Origin of the sequence: Gardnerella sp. KA00288 (assembly GCF_049244085.1) — a bacterium.
In the GTDB taxonomy this organism is placed as follows: Bacteria; Actinomycetota; Actinomycetes; order Actinomycetales; family Bifidobacteriaceae; genus Bifidobacterium; species Bifidobacterium greenwoodii.
In genome coordinates this window covers 116,237-131,778 of record NZ_CP058373.1, presented here as the reverse complement: position 1 = coordinate 131,778, position 15,542 = coordinate 116,237, and the positions used below count along the sequence as shown (strand labels likewise).

Here is a 15,542-nt window from a genome sequence, read left to right as displayed (position 1 = left end):
CTAATAAAAACAAATTCACACGCCCACCTATGGACATGCAAAATGCAAATTCTTAATAACAATCATCTAAATTTTCATAGCTCAAATTTATAAAATCTCAAGCTATCTTTGTTAGGTTATTATAACAATTTAAAAAATTTTTTAAAGATGAATAACACATGTTTAAATCAAAAAGCCTGTAATGCCCCCCCCCCCCCCAAGCCTTATTTTTCAGCGGTTTTAAGAATTAAAATTTATTTGTGAATATTTTGAATTAAGGCGTTTTTACAACCTTTCACTAATCTGTCTAAACATTTGTTACCATATAAATTCTAATTTTTGACAATACGAATTTACAGAAATAAAAATGCAAAAATACAGATTTGCAAAATCGCAACTCGCTCAAAAAACAAATCTGCTGAGAAAAGTACACAACTTCACCCAGCAGATTACACCTAACTCAACAGAGCTAAAATCTATTGAGAAAAACATTACTCACTCAACCGAGCGCAGCAAAATCTCCTCAAGCGCGTGCTTTACCGAAACAGGCAGCGTGCAACGCCATTGCGCCCACTTCACTACAGATGGCTGATCAGTTGCGTAAGCGTTAAGCATATCAACGCTGTCGCGATACTTTTCTGCTTCCGATTCGTTTTCGTATTCAAGAGCTGAGATTGCAGCAATAGCGCTTGCACTTCCGCCAGCCTCGCGCACTGCGTCAAAAGCCATTTCCTTACCGCGGTACGGCACTTGCGCTTGAAGCAGGAATCTGTAAGCGTCACCAACTTTAGGGTCTGCAGCGATTTGCAATCCGCCGTCAACAATTACGCGAACTTCCGAACGAGCCGGCACGTCTTTTACAAAAACAGTTAAGCTCAAAGTCGATTCTTCGCCTTCGTAAGAAATTGCAAAATCGCTTGCATTAAGCTCTCGGCTTCCTACAAAAACGCGCACGTTCGCAAAATCTGCGCAAGCAACTCCTCTAAATACAACGTTCCAGTTGCGTTTTTGCGGCACAGATTCTACTGCAGCTTCCGCACCTTCTACGCCGGAAATAATAAATTGCGTAGAAGAATTGCCGTCTCGCCACACAAAATTCATGCGAGTATTAGCAGTATTCCCAGCGGATGCTGCAGCAAAATCGCCGTTATCTTCTCGCATCACAAATTCGCCGTCAGCTCCAGGGAACACGAGCACGCGCAGATTACGAGGATTTTCAACACTATTAACAGATTCAGCAATCTCAGCACTACGCTCGCAATCTGCCACTTCTGACAAAACTTGCGTAGGCACAATCGCTCCAGCACGCGCAAAAGCAGGAACGCGGTCAATCGCGCGCCACGCTTCAAACCTGCGACCATTCCAGCCGCGAGACACGTACCTGCGCCCGTCAAACAAATCGTACCAATCGCCTTCCGGCAACCAAACTCCAGCACATCCGCGCAAAGCAGCAGCATCGTTAGGCGAAGTAATCGGCGCTACTATAAGCTCGCTTCCAAAACGGTATTCGTTAGGAATTTCGTAAGCCATTCCAACTTCCGGCGACTGCCAGTACATTGGCTCAATAATCGGCCTGCCTTCAAAAGCTGCACGATAATTCATCGTATAAACGTATGGCAAAAGTTCCGCGCGCAAGCGAAGCATTTTCACCATTGCTTCACGAGTTTCCTGAGGGAAATTCCACGGCTCTTTTCCAGCAAACGGCGAACAAGTCGAGTGCAAACGATTAATAGGACTAAACGCGCCGAAAGCGTACCATCGCGCTTCTAACTCGTTATTTCTAACGCCAAGCATGTGCCCGCCAATATCGTGACTCCACCATCCGTAGCCAATATTTGAAGCTGTAGAAGTGAAGTAAGTTTGGAAAGCAAGGGAATCCCAAGTAGTGACGGTATCTCCCGAGAATCCAACTGGGTAGCGATGCGAACCAGGCCCTGCATAGCGAGAGAATGTAAGCGGCCAGCGGCCGTCGCGCGCAGCATCCTCATAATGCATGTGGTTCAGCATCCAAAGCGGATCCAAACCAGGCTCGCGCGTCACACCACCCTGCTGCCAATCAATCCACCAAAATCGCACGCCTTCATCTTCCATACGATGATGCATATTGAAGTAAGCTTCAACAAATTGCGGGTTCGTTAAATCAAATTCCACAGCTTTGCCGCTCGCCGGATCAATGCCAGCATCTTGCGCAACTTGCGCATAATCTTTTTCAAACGCACGCACTCCGTCGCGCGGATGCAAGTTCAAAGTTGGAGACAATCCAGCCGCGTTAAGTTTACGCAAAAAAGCGCGATGATCCGGGAAAAGCTCCTCATTCCACGTGTAACCCGTCCAACCGGAACCATACTTCGAATCAACGTCCGTCACATGCCAATCCATATCAATAACAGCCGTGCTAAAAGGTATGCCTTCGCGCTTAAAACGATTATGCAATTGCAAATATTCGTCTTGACGGTAGCGATAGTATCTGCTCCACCAATTACTTAGCGCAAAACGTGGAAGCAGCGGCTGAGCGCCTGTGAGCTTATAAAAGTCTTGAATTGCTTGAATATAGTGATGTCCGTAGCCGAAGAAGTATAAGTCTTTATATCTTCCTGATTGCTCGCTAACTTTTTGCGCACACGACTTAACCCAAGCCCCATACGGGTTTGGTTTGCCATTTATTTCCTCAGCTGGCACAATTTCGCAAGTTGCAGAATCGTCTAAAACAGACCATCCATCGCGCGAAAGTATTCCTTTACCAAGTTTTACTGGGCCGTTCGCCTGATCCAAAGTTCTAAAAGTTCCAAGAAGATTTCCCGGGCAGTCGTCGCCGTAATGCCACGTGTTAAATTGAGTACACGGCACTCCGCGCACAACAATACTTAATCCTTCTTTACTAAAAGCTTCGCAATTATAAGTAAGATGCAGCTTTTCAGTTTCGACTTCCAGCCATCCGTTTTCGTTTTTGCGCGCACTAAATTGAGGCTGAGCATCCGAGCTTTTGTGAGCAAAATTGCGACAGATTACAGTTTGCGTAGGATTGTCAACAAACTTTCCGTCGTCACTCCACTCAAGACGCAACAACGAATCTGTAATAACTGTAATTCGCCACTTTTCGCCTTTAATTACCTGAGTATCCTGTGCTTTTGCGTTTGAATCAGTTACGTACTTATAAAAAATTCCCGACTTGGAAAAGTCCATTTTTGCACCTTTGCTTTTTATTAATTAACGCACGTTTTTATTTGACGAATACTGCGAATAATGCTGCAATCGCTAACATTACCGGATACCACGCGTACATTGTCCAGCGAAATACTGGAGAATCCTTATGGCCATCTCCGTAAGGGCTGCGATAGTGCAAAACTGCCACGCCAATACCAGGCGCAAGCATCGACATAGCGCCAAACATGCCGGAAATCAGCTCCATGCGAATCTCGTGCTTTTGCATCAGCTCAAAAATCAGCACAAACACAAGGAATAGCGCGCCTCCCCAGAAAATTTGTTGACGCACATAAACTTTGCCAATAATATTCCACAATAATCCTGCAATTACTACTGCAGCATACGCAACACTGCGCAAAAAACCGCTAAAACGCTCTCGAACCATGTCAATTCCCATAAGAACAAACAGCGCAATTACGAGCGCAAACACTGGATTTTGCGAGCGCAAATCAAACGCGCAACCGGATGTAGTAAGATCGTACGGCACTTCGCAAATTATTGCCAAAATCAAAAGTCGCAATATATAAAGATTCACGTTATGCGTATTGTGATACCCGCGCATAAGAATCCACGCATACCATGGCAGCGCAGTCCAACTAACTACTTCGCAAAGAACCGCGAATGTAAGAGCAAGCATATTATCTTTGCGCAAGCCGCCGAACAAATGCGGTATTACGGGAGCGCTAAATGCACTAAGCATCATCATGAATGCGCCAAGCATTTTAAACTTGCGCAAAGTAATGCCCATTTTTATGTTTTTATCTGCACGAATTTTAGGCTTTAGCACATCCATGACTTGCACTCCCTCGTATTTCCACGAATTGTTTCGCATAACACTTACTCTAAGTAACGTTCTAGCGTTCTTTTTAAGTAACGTTCTTTTTAAGTAACGCTTGCTTATTTTTTACTGCTCTGTTTTACTACCGTTTATTGTATCGCAGTATTTATTGCGACTTAAAGCGGCAGATTGAATATTGCAAAACTTTGCGCGCCGAGTTTCAAAGAATTTCCGCAGCTTAATACTTCGCCGATTTTTAGCAAAGGATTTTCTACTGCTTCCTGAGTAAGATTTGCCAACGTTTCAAACGGTACCGTTTCGGCGTTCATTCCAGGGTTCATAACAACGATGCTTCTTTCGACAGCCGATTCTCCCTCGTTACTTTTTGCGCAACGCTCGTAAGCAAATCCGCGGCCGTCAACAGGAGCATATAACACTCGCCATGATGCGTCAGCTTGCAAAGAAGCGCGACTATGACGAAGCGCAATAAGTGAGCGCACCCACGAAAGGAAGGAATCTTCGCAATTAATTTGCGCAGAAACAGTTGGAATTTCGCCACTTTCTACAGCTTGTTTGCGAGAATTTGCGCAAGTTCTTCCATCTGCTCGCACTTCAACAGGCAAGTATAATTTAGATTTTGCAGCTGTTGAGAATCCGAGATTTTTTGTGTCATCCCACTGCATTGGCGTGCGCGTGCCCGTACGAGCATAACCGCCTTCTTTTGTTGGAATATCGCGATATTTCATTCCAATTTCGTCGCCGTAATACACAAAAGGCACGCCTGGCATTGTAAGTAGCATTCCGAAAGCTACTCTGCGCTCACGCTCATCTAAGCGCGGAGCCATGCGCGGCGTGTCATGATTGCAAGTGATGAAACTAAAGTAACCTTGGTTGCAAGTTGACTCATATTGTGGGCAGTAGTCGTCTAAGAATGGGCAAATGCTGCCACCACCTCGCGCCGAAAAGTAGCTGTGATCATGTTCAGGATTGCTATCTAAAGCGTTATCAACATCACGAGCTAAACGTGCGTAGCCGTTAGGATTTCCATCCCAGCGCCAGCTTAAATAAAAGTCCATGTCAAACCCAGCTGCCAACGCCTGACGCGGCCTGCCCCATTCGGAAACGAAAGCAGCCTGCGGATACTCTTCTTTTACAGCGCCCAGCATTTCCTGCCATGCGCGAATTGTATTGTCTTTCCCAAGACTTCCTTCGCCATTATTGTCATCGTTTTTTACAAGCGAATCAGCCATATCAACACGGAAACCGTCAGCGCCGAGCGAAAGCCAAAAACACATAACATCAACCATTGCGGCGCGAGTTTCGGCAGCCTCTTTAGAATCAGGCGAAGATTGCCAATCGCGATCCCTATGTGCAAAACCGTAGTTTAATGCAGGCTGGCATTTGAAGAAGTTTAGAATGTAGGTAGCATCTCGCTCGGTTTCTCCGCCAATAAAAGGCATAGAATAGCCACTAAATGCGCTGTCTGTCCAAATGTAGCGCTTGCTTAACTCGTTTTCTTGAGCTTTTGAACTTTCGCGGAACCACTCATGCTCTTCACTGGTGTGACCTGGCACTAAATCAAGCAAAATATGCATTCCACGAGTGTGAGCTTCATTAAAAAGCTGCTGCAAGTCTTCGTTAGTGCCGTAGCGAGCAGCTACTTTTTTGTAGTCACGCACATCGTAACCAGCGTCTTTAAAAGGAGAGTCGTAGCAAGGATTAAGCCAAATTGCGTTGCAGCCAAGCGATTTTACATAATCTAATTTTTCAATAATTCCTTGAATATCTCCTATACCATCGCCATTTGCATCATAAAAACTTTGCGGATAAATTTCGTAAAAAACCGCGTCTTTAAGCCATTGAGCATGATTATATAATCCCATTGCTTTACCCTTCTTTTGTTGCTATATAAAGTTTATACGACGACACTTTAAAAACATATTATTCAAAAAAATACAAACAACCCGCCATTCATTTGCAAACGACATAATATCCGTGTATACTACACATTGCTTACGAACGGATTTTTGTGAGACTTGTGACGCTGCTCTACGCAGCTATCGCGATGTTGCGCCACAACGAAATCCGTTACTACGCCACCAAATGATATGCCAGTTTTGGCATGATATAGGAGGTCAAGGATGACGAATATTAAGAAGATGCTGGGTGCAGGTCTTGCTGTTGCTACATTGTTTGGATTTGCAGCTTGCGGTTCTAGCACAAACACCGATAATAAGGCTGCTGAGTCCGGCCCTGTTCAGCTTACAGTTTGGTCTGCTTCTGAAGATCAGAAGGCAGGCGGTTGGGTTGACACCGTCGAGAAGGAATTCCAGAAGGCCAATCCAAACGTTAAGTTCAAGAACACTGTTGTTGAGCCACCAAAAGCTGCTGAGTCTGTAAAGAAGGACGCAAAGGCTGCTGCTGATGTTTATCTCTTCCCTAACGATCAGCTTGGCGACTTGGTTAAGGCTGGCGCAATTGGCCAGTTGAGCGATGACGCTGTAAAGCAGGTTAAGGAACAGAACGAAGATACTTTGGTTAATTCCGTCACTGCTCAGGACGGCAACATGTACGGCGTTCCTTACACCGGCAACACCTGGTTCATGTACTACAACAAGGCTAAGTTCTCCGCTGACGAAGTAAAGTCCCTCGACAAGATGCTCGAGAAGGGCAAGGTTGCATTCGATCTTAGCAACGCTTGGTACCTCCCAGGCTTCTACCTCGATGGCAACATGACACTCTTCGGCGAGAAGGGCACTGATGCCAAGGCTGGCATGAAGCTCGGCGACAAGGCTGCTGAAGTCACCAAGTATATCGCAAAGCTTTTCGCAAACAAGAACTTCGTTCTTGACGGCAACAGCGCTGGCTTGAACGGCCTCAAGAGCGGTAAGGTTGACGCTTACTTCTCCGGCTCTTGGGATGCTGCTGATGTAAAGAAGGCTCTCGGCGACAACTACGCTGCTGCTGCTCTTCCTACCTTCAAGACTGAATCCGGCGAACATCAGATGAAGTCCTTCGCTGGTTCTAAGGCTGTTGCTTACAACCCTAACTCCAAGCACCCAGAGATGGCTGCTAAGTTTGCTGCATTCTTGGGCTCCAAGAAGTCCCAGCAGATTGCTTACGAGAAGCAGGGCGTTATTCCTTCCGACAAGTCTCTTGCTGATTCCGTGAAGTCTGATCCAGCTGCTGTTGCTCAGATGGAAACCATTGCTAAGACTTCTGTCTTGCAGCCAGCAATCCCTGAGATGGGTAGCTTCTGGGAGCCAATGGGCAACTTCGGTAAGGCAATTGCCAATCATGAAGTTACCGAAGCAAATGCTGATGCTAAGACCGCTGACTTTGCCAAGGGCTTAGCTGGCGCCGTAAAGTAAGCATTTACTTTCGATAATTAAATAAGTTTATATAAATGCGTAAGTGAAAATTACAAGTAACTTGTGCATTTGCAAATAGCACGCCCCAGTCCCCACTCTAGTGAAAAGGGGCCGGGGCGTGCTATTTATATATACTTCTCTAAAGCACTCACTGTTTATATGAAAGGTATGTCATGACTGGCACGACATCCACAAAGCGAGAAAGGCGCCAGAAGAAGACGTCAAATATAGAACGCTTTGCTCCTTCACCATATTCACTGAAAGAGGCTGCAGAGCACGCAGACATTCTTTCGTGGATTTCCGTTATTATCTTTGGTTTCGGCACTTTTGTTCGCAAACAATTCATTAAAGGCATTTTGTTCCTTTTGTGTGAAGCTGTTCTTTTTGGATTCTTATTCACAACCGGTGCAGAGTACCTTCCAAAAATTCTTACGCTTGGCACAAAAAAGCAAGGCAAGATTAAAGTCAATGGTTTCTGGCGTTATACTGCCGGAGATAATTCTGTAGAAATTTTGCTGTACAGCGTTATGGCGATTGCAGCAGTTATCGTGCTCATTTACTTAGCAACGCTATCTCTACGCAGCGCTTATAAGGCACAGGCTATTACAGCAAGCGGCCAAAAGCCAGTAAACTTTATTAAAGATGCTTCGTCTTTGCTCGACAGCAAAGCGCACATTGGTTTGATGACACTTCCAACCGCAGGTATTGTTCTCTTCACCATTTTGCCATTAATCTTCATGATTTCTATGGCATTCACCAGCTACGATAGGAATCACCCAGTTCTGTTTACTTGGACTGGATTAAACAACTTCTTCGCAATTGGTAACGCTAAGAGCTCTATTAACGCAGCTACATTCTTCGACGTTTTGCTGTGGACTCTTATTTGGGCATTCTTTGCAACATTCCTGAACTTCTTCTTCGGTATGTTTATTGCAATGATTATTAACCGCAAGTCCACTCGTCTTAAGGGATTATGGCGTACTTGCTTCTCTCTTACCATTGCAGTTCCACAGTTCGTGTCCTTGCTTGTTATGAACAACATGCTTCAGCGAAATGGTGCTATTAACAGCATCCTTCTGGAAAACCATTGGATTGCTCAACCTCTTCCATTCTTCCAGGATGTGACTTGGGCTCGCGTAACAGTTATTCTTATCAACCTTTGGGTTGGTATTCCATTCACGATTATGCAGATTACGGGTATTTTGCAGAATGTTCCTGCAGAACTTTACGAAGCTGCAGAGCTCGATGGCGCAAGTTGGTGGCAGCGTTTCATGAACGTCACTATGCCATACATCATCTTCGTGATGACTCCATACTTGATTACAACCTTCACTGGTAACATCAATAACTTCAACGTTATTTACCTCTTGTCTGGCGGCGAACCGACACCACTTGATTCTTCCGCAGGTAAGACAGATTTGCTTATTACTTGGCTCTACAAGTTGACAGTGGATCGCGGAGACTACAACATTGGTGCTGTTATCGGTATTATGACGTTCATTGTTCTAGCCGTCGTAGCACTTATTACGTATCGCAACTCTGGATCTTATAAGAACGAGGAGGGATTCCGGTGAGTAATAAAAATACCGCTATGCAGCAAGAACCTGTTGTACACAGCACTCGTAGCGTCTCTCTGTTTAAAGATCAACGTATACGAAGAATAATCGGAGATATTTTCTCCCACCTATTCTTGGCTGTACTGTCGATTATTTGGTTGATTCCAATTGTTTGGGTTTTCTTGGAAAGCTTCAACAAGAACGAATCCCCATTCCAGAAGACATTCTTCCCAACAGAGTATTCGTTCAATAACTATATTCGCTTGTTCACCGAGCGCGAAGCCTTGGACTTCCCGCGCATGTTCTTGAACACTTTGGTTGTGTCCATTTTCGTGTGCATTATTTCCTTGCTCTTCGTACTTGCCGTGTCGTTCTGCATGTCTCGCCTTCGCTTCCGCGGACGTAAGACATTCATGAATATTGCTTTGATTTTGGGCATGTTCCCAGGCATCATGGCAGTTATCGCTATCTACTTCATTTTGAAGGCTCTCGGTTTGACGAATGGTTCGGTTGTTCTAATCGCACTTATTATCGTCTACTCCGCAGGTAGCGGCGCCGGCTTCTACGTTATGAAGGGCTACATGGATACGATTCCAAAGTCTTTGGATGAAGCTGCTTACTTGGATGGTTGCACTACTTGGCAAGTCTTCTACAAGATTATCCTCCCAATCTGCAAGCCTATGATTGTGTTCCAGGCAATCACAAGCTTCTTGGGCCCATGGCTTGACTTCGTTATGGTTAAGACGATTGCCAACAGCCAGGACAACTACACTGTTGCTTTGGGCTTGTGGAAGATGCTTGATAGGGAATTTATTAGCCACTGGTTTGCGCGATTCTGCGCAGGCGCTGTGTGCGTTTCGATTCCTATTGCAATCCTGTTCATCATCATGCAGCGCTTCTACGAAGAGTCCATGTCTGGCTCCGTTAAGGGCTGATATTCTGCAAGTGATTTGTAGGATTTAAAAAAAGATGAAGGCCGAGGCGCTTTCGAGCGTTTCGGCCTTCTTTATTACGCAATTCAAAACATCAAAAAAAAATTAAAAAATAAATAGTCGAGGCTAAAAATAATCTAAAATAACTTAAGCTACTCGCAGTTTGACTCAAAACGATACTGGTTACAAAACCTTACTGCATTAAGCCAAATGACGCTCGAATAAAGTTACGTACAAATAAAAATTCCAACTAATAAATTAAAAATAAGTAAATCGTAAAATTTAATATCACACTTAATTGCAAAACATACAGTAAGATAGTACTTACGAAATAACAAAATAAGAAGGATATTACACATGACGTTCCCATCTTCGGCAACCTGGCCAGTGTACGAAGGTCCTCTCGGTTTTACTTTGAACTCAAAGTCCACAACTTTCACCATGTGGGCTCCGACTGCACAAACTGTGACTTTAAGACTTTTTGAAACAGGCAATAACAGCGAACCTACTCAAACACACGAGTTAAAACCGCTGCACGATGGCGCTTGGCGAGCTAATTTCCGCAAGCGCTTGGACGGCATATACTATGATTACCTCATCGCTTTTCCTGATGGCACTGTAAATCGCACAAGCGACCCTTGGGGTATTGCGAGTGGCGTAAACGGCGAGCGCAGCCTTGTTGTAGACGAAGAGCGCATATCTCCTGCCAATTGGCATAAAGATAAGTCTCCTAAGTTTGTGCGCCACGCAATGGTTGTTTGGGAAACGCATGTTGCTGACTTCAGCAGCAATCCTAATGGCGGTTTTAAGCCGGAACATCGCGGCCAGTATCTCGCTTTTACCGAAGAGCATACAACTTTACAAAACCCAGATTCTTCCGACTGCAACTTCCCTACCGGATTGGATTATTTAAAGAAGCTTGGCGTTACTCACGTACAGCTCGAACCTATTTACGATTTTGCAACAGTTGACGAAGCTGCAATCGACAATGCGCGCAAAAATGGTGCTTCAGCCGAAGAATTAGATTCTCTATACAACTGGGGTTACGACCCTCACGCTTATAACGTTCCAGAAGGTGCGTATTCCAGCAATCCTTACGATGGCACTGCACGCATACGCGAATGTAAAGCGATGATTGCGGCATTACATGCTAATGGTCAACGCGTAATTATGGATGTTGTGTACAACCACATGTATCGTTCCGCAGAAAATGCTTTTGAATGTGTTGCTCCTGGATACTTCTGCAGGCGTAACGCAGATGGATCATTCTCTAATGGTTCTGGATGCGGCAACGAAATGGCTTCTGAGCACCCTATGTTCCGCAGGTTTATTATTGAATCTTTGCTACATTGGGCACGCTGCTACCATATTGACGGATTCCGCTTCGATCTTATGGGTTTGACGGATACAGAAACTTTGAATCAGGCTCGCGCAGAACTAGATAATCTTCCTGGCGGCAAAGATATTGTTATGTATGGTGAACCTTGGGGCGCTTCAGACCCCGCTGCCGACGAAGCAATTTCTTTGGGAAATAAGGAAGGACGTCATACTCTTAACGAGCGCATTGGCTGGTTTAGCGACGAATCTCGCGATTCACTTAAAGGCAATGTTATGAATCATCGCGACCGCGGCTATGTTAATGGCAACGAATTTTGGTGCTGCGATGCTGCTCGTCAAGCGTTGGACGCGTGGAGAGATACGCCTTCTGCAGGTAAAGACGTTGGCCAAATCGTTCAGTACACTTCTGCTCACGACGATTTAACTTTGTGGGATAAGCTTTGTATTTCTATGCGTGACAATGCTGGCGATTTTGAGTTTAACGCCCAAGACAAGCAGCAGGTTGCAGATATTTTGAACGCGAACATGTTTGCAGCAGGAATGGTTCTTTGCTCTGCCGGCATCCCATTTATGCTAAGTGGAGAAGAGTTTGGACGCACTAAGCACGGTTGCGATAATTCTTATAATCGCGGCGTTTTGCTAAATCAGCTTGATTGGGCGCGCGCTGAACAATTCAAGCCTTTAGTTAATTGGTATAAGGATCTTATTGCGCTTCGAGCAGAACACAGCGCATTGTACGACGGCAAGCGAAAGCAGCTTACTACATCTAATCGCACTGTTTTAGCTACTAGAATCGGCAATAATATTATTGTTTGCGCAAATCCTATGTATCATGAAGACGCAACTATTGAGTTACCAACAATTCACAGCACAAAGTCTAAGGGCTGGAATTGCATACTTAATTCAAACGATTATTATTCCGATTGGACAGGCTCTAAGCCTGAGTCTGACGCATTTATTGCAAATGAAGAAAATAATACTACTCTGCATTTGCCAAGACGCACTTTCGTAGTGCTTAGTGCTAAATAACTGCGTTTTAAAAAAACTTACACCTGATATCGCAACGCTAATTTGCAAACGATATCAGGTGTTTATATAATTGACAAACAGAGCGTATTTCAATCCAGAGATGTATTGAGTGCACTCTACCTCCATAGTGGCACGTTTGGCACGCTTACGACGACGTTAGGGATGTGCCAGATTAATAGATAGAAGGAGCACCATGAGCAAAACAGCTAACGGCACAGCTGACACTGATAAGCCTATGGAAGAAAGCGCTGAGCGTCTTGCGCGCCCGCTTATAAAACTTGCAAAAGCATGCGGTGTTGCCACTTTTTATATTGATCAGCAGGGAAGCTACACAGAGATTACAGACGAAGCATTGGTTGGAGTGCTTGACGCATTAGGGATGCCTGCTGACACTCAAGATAATATAGCGTCATCGTACAAGCGAGTGCAGTCTAAGAGAGCCAGTGAACTACTTCCTCCAACTGTAGTTTCATTTAACGGCACAAAAACTTGCGTACCAATTCACGCTGGGGGTTCTAAGCCGGAAGATATTAGACTTTCGCTTACGCTTGAAGACGGCACTGATTATGAGGGCAAATTAGGAAATATCCTAACGGAGGAAGACGGCGACCTATACACTGAACTTCCTGACGATTTGCCAATGGGATACCACACTTTGCACGCTCAAGTAACGAATAAAAACGGCGAAATTTCGCAGAATGCAGACGTTACATTGATTGCAGCCCCGGCACGCATTCCTCTTCCGGAAAGCGTAAAGAAGCAGCACCGTTGGGGCTTTATGACGCAAATGTATTCTGTGCGTTCTAAAGACTCTTGGGGAATTGGCGATTATGGCGATTTGCGTCGCCTACTTAAGGATGCTGGAGAAATCGGCAAAGCTGATTTTATGCTGATTAATCCAATTCACGCATGCGCTCCTGTAACTCCACTTGAGCCTTCTCCATACTTGCCTGAATCGCGTAGATTCTTGAATGTTACGTATATTCGCCCGCAAGATATTCCAGAATATGCTGAATTAAACGGAGAAGATCTTGCTAAAGTCGAGCAACTGCACGAGTCTATTGCTCCTCAAAACAATAATCCAAATCCTATGGATATTAACGCTGCTTGGGACGCTAAGCTTCCGGCTCTGCGTATAATCTTCAAGCAGCCTCGCTCTGCAGAACGCGAGCGCGAGTTTACTGAGTTTAAGCATCGTTCCGGTGAAGATCTTGATGCTTTTGCCACTTGGTGTGTTGCTTTTGAAGTTTGGGGCGCTCCTTGGGGAGAAAACTTGTGGTTTGACACTACTGGTAAAGGCACTCCGCAAATTGAACGACTTAAGCGCGAGCATGCTGATTTGTTTGAGTTCCATCGTTGGCTCCAGTGGATTGCGGACGAGCAGGTTGCTGCAGCTCACGCTGAAGCTAAGGCTGCAGGCATGGCGATTGGTCTTATGCAGGATATGGCTGTTGGTGTGCATGGTTATGGCGCTGACGTTTGGTGGAGTCCGGAACGATTTGCTAACGGCGTAAGCGTTGGCGCCCCTCCTGATTTCTACAACCAGCAGGGCCAGGATTGGGGTCAGCCTCCATTCGATCCAAATTACCTGGACGAAACAGGCTATATTGCTTACCGCGATATGGTTCATAACGTGTTCTTGCATGCTGGAGCTGCACGTATTGACCACGTTCTTGGGCTTTTCCGCCTGTGGTGGATTCCACAAGGCCAGGGAGCAAGAAACGGCGCATACGTGTACTACAACGTAGACGCAATGATTGCAGTTCTGACTATTGAAGCAACTCGCGCAGGCGGTGTTGTTATTGGCGAAGATTTGGGAACTGTACCGAAGTATGTTTCTAAAGTTCTTGCTTCTCACGGCGTGCTTGGCACTGTTGTTGAGTGGTTTACTCACGACGACGAAGCTGAAGCTGCTACTAAGAAGCTTGGAAAGAAGCAGATTATATTTGCTGATCCTTCTAAGTACCGCGAGTATGCGCTTGCTTCTGTTACAACGCACGATATGCCGCCTACAGCGGGTTATCTTGCGTTTGAGCACGTAAAACTTCGCGAACAGCTTCACTTGCTTACGGATTCTGTAGAAACGTTCCTGGAGAACGCTCAAGCTGAACGCGATGCAATGATGAAGATGCTTCTTGAAGGCGGCTGGATTAGTAAAGAAGCTGCCGAGGATGTTGAAAATCACGTACAAGAGATTGTGGAAGCTATGCATGCGATTATGCTTACTTCCCCATCGTTGCTGCTGCAAGTTGCTTTGGTTGATGCTGTTGGCGAGCGCCGCTCTCAGAATCAGCCTGGCACTAGCACGGAGTATCCAAATTGGCGTATTCCGCTTGCTGATGCAGATGGTCGCGTAGTCCACACTGATGAAGTATTTAAGTCGCCACGGGTGCTTTCTATGACGGCAGTTATGCGCGGCGAAAATACAAGGAAGTGAGTATAATTAAAACGTTGGTTTACTGAGAACCGACTCAATTCCCCGCAAGGAATGTGGTTTGCACAGTAGCAAATTAAAATATTTCTTGCAATGATGTCCTATGTGAGGCGAGCGTCTACGATGATGCTCGCCTCATTAATTATTTGCATAAATTACTTCTTAATATACTTTGCAAAAACACGCTCCAACAAAGGCGTGTGAAGCATAATAGTCGATCCCCAACCGATGAATAATAGCAAAGGTAAGCCTTGCGGAAAGTAAATAACTGATGCAGCCACAAGGCCTATAAAAATAGCGTCAATAATAATCATTCCAAGCGTTGCTTGCCAGTATGCAACGCTGAAAATAAAAGCATTCAGAATAGTTTTGCCAATAGAATTTTCAAAACGCGCTTGTAATGCAAAAACCCATTCTGCTATAAGAATCCAGATTATGCTTATTGCAAATTGCGGGATTAAAAGCGGTGGTATTCTAACTGCAATCCAAGCCCATAATATAAGAGCCAAAAATGGAGCCATTACAATCCAGATTACAGTTGATTTCAAAAAGTTACTGGCAAATGCGCGGAAGTATGCAGAAGTCATGTGTCCTTCAGCATTTTCTACACGTCTTGCAGCGTCGTGCGCTGCGCTAACAGCTGCGCCAATAGTGATTAAAGGTATGCTAGTAACAATCATAAGTATGGTAAGCCACACTGTATTAGCAAATGTTTCCATGCCTTGCGCAAACTTTGAATCCGGGCTTCCAAACGAGAACATTTAATATATCTCCTTTACGTTTATGTTTGCGCTATTTATAGCTGACTTACTAGCAATACTCTTACTAACAATACCCCTACCAACAATACAATGGTGGTGACTTACAAATCTTACGACCGTAGTCACCACCATTATTTTCACCACTTGAGATTTTGGAGGA

Annotated in this window: 9 protein-coding genes; 5 read left to right on the top strand and 4 right to left on the bottom strand. The window is 45.0% G+C overall.

Annotated elements, in window-relative coordinates:
- Positions 1 to 474: 474 nt before the first annotated feature.
- The 3 genes from HXT52_RS00520 to HXT52_RS00510 form a co-directional block, all read right to left on the bottom strand.
- A complete protein-coding gene (locus HXT52_RS00520) occupies positions 475 to 3,162 on the bottom strand; it encodes a TIM-barrel domain-containing protein (protein WP_421775937.1) in 2,688 nt (895 codons plus the stop codon).
- A 37-nt stretch (positions 3,163 to 3,199) separates the two neighbouring features.
- The gene (locus HXT52_RS00515) at positions 3,200 to 3,976 is read right to left on the bottom strand and encodes a TraX family protein (RefSeq protein ID WP_004137117.1); all 777 of its coding nucleotides are present in this window, start codon (positions 3,974 to 3,976) and stop codon (positions 3,200 to 3,202) included.
- Between the two features lie 161 nt (positions 3,977 to 4,137).
- Positions 4,138 to 5,844, bottom strand: a complete 1,707-nt coding sequence (locus HXT52_RS00510; protein WP_410314722.1) for an alpha-amylase family glycosyl hydrolase — start codon at positions 5,842 to 5,844, stop codon at positions 4,138 to 4,140.
- A gap of 258 nt (positions 5,845 to 6,102) precedes the next feature.
- Here HXT52_RS00510 and HXT52_RS00505 point away from each other — a divergent pair, with 258 nt between their 5' ends.
- The 5 genes from HXT52_RS00505 (at position 6,103) to malQ (ending at position 14,624) form a co-directional block, all read left to right on the top strand.
- The gene (locus tag HXT52_RS00505) at positions 6,103 to 7,332 is read left to right on the top strand and encodes an extracellular solute-binding protein (RefSeq protein ID WP_246906251.1); all 1,230 of its coding nucleotides are present in this window, start codon (positions 6,103 to 6,105) and stop codon (positions 7,330 to 7,332) included.
- Between the two features lie 173 nt (positions 7,333 to 7,505).
- Positions 7,506 to 8,906, top strand: a complete 1,401-nt coding sequence (locus HXT52_RS00500) for a carbohydrate ABC transporter permease (RefSeq protein WP_246906248.1) — start codon at positions 7,506 to 7,508, stop codon at positions 8,904 to 8,906.
- Positions 8,903 to 9,823 carry a sugar ABC transporter permease gene (locus HXT52_RS00495; RefSeq protein WP_004129320.1) on the top strand — a complete coding sequence of 307 codons (921 nt, stop codon included), beginning with the start codon at positions 8,903 to 8,905 and terminating at the stop codon, positions 9,821 to 9,823. The genes HXT52_RS00500 and HXT52_RS00495 overlap by 4 nt, the downstream gene beginning before the upstream one ends.
- A gap of 354 nt (positions 9,824 to 10,177) precedes the next feature.
- Positions 10,178 to 12,187: a type I pullulanase gene (gene pulA / locus HXT52_RS00490; protein WP_421775936.1), complete on the top strand. Its 2,010-nt coding sequence runs from the start codon at positions 10,178 to 10,180 to the stop codon at positions 12,185 to 12,187.
- 193 nt (positions 12,188 to 12,380) lie between these two features.
- Entirely contained in the window at positions 12,381 to 14,624 is a 2,244-nt protein-coding gene (gene malQ / locus HXT52_RS00485) for a 4-alpha-glucanotransferase (RefSeq protein WP_004137100.1), read from the top strand.
- A gap of 152 nt (positions 14,625 to 14,776) precedes the next feature.
- Here malQ and HXT52_RS00480 read toward each other — a convergent pair whose 3' ends face one another.
- Positions 14,777 to 15,382, bottom strand: coding sequence for a DUF624 domain-containing protein (locus HXT52_RS00480; RefSeq protein ID WP_421775935.1), 606 nt, complete (start codon positions 15,380 to 15,382; stop codon positions 14,777 to 14,779).
- Between the last annotated feature and the right edge of the window lie 160 nt (positions 15,383 to 15,542).

Coding starts and splice junctions, on each gene's coding strand:
- HXT52_RS00520 (WP_421775937.1), bottom strand. CDS start 3,162: ATGGACTTTTCCAAGTCGGGAATTTTTTATAAGTACGTAACTGATTCA.
- HXT52_RS00515 (WP_004137117.1), bottom strand. CDS start 3,976: ATGGATGTGCTAAAGCCTAAAATTCGTGCAGATAAAAACATAAAAATG.
- HXT52_RS00510 (WP_410314722.1), bottom strand. CDS start 5,844: ATGGGATTATATAATCATGCTCAATGGCTTAAAGACGCGGTTTTTTAC.
- HXT52_RS00505 (WP_246906251.1), top strand. CDS start 6,103: ATGACGAATATTAAGAAGATGCTGGGTGCAGGTCTTGCTGTTGCTACA.
- HXT52_RS00500 (WP_246906248.1), top strand. CDS start 7,506: ATGACTGGCACGACATCCACAAAGCGAGAAAGGCGCCAGAAGAAGACG.
- pulA (WP_421775936.1), top strand. CDS start 10,178: ATGACGTTCCCATCTTCGGCAACCTGGCCAGTGTACGAAGGTCCTCTC.
- malQ (WP_004137100.1), top strand. CDS start 12,381: ATGAGCAAAACAGCTAACGGCACAGCTGACACTGATAAGCCTATGGAA.
- HXT52_RS00480 (WP_421775935.1), bottom strand. CDS start 15,382: ATGTTCTCGTTTGGAAGCCCGGATTCAAAGTTTGCGCAAGGCATGGAA.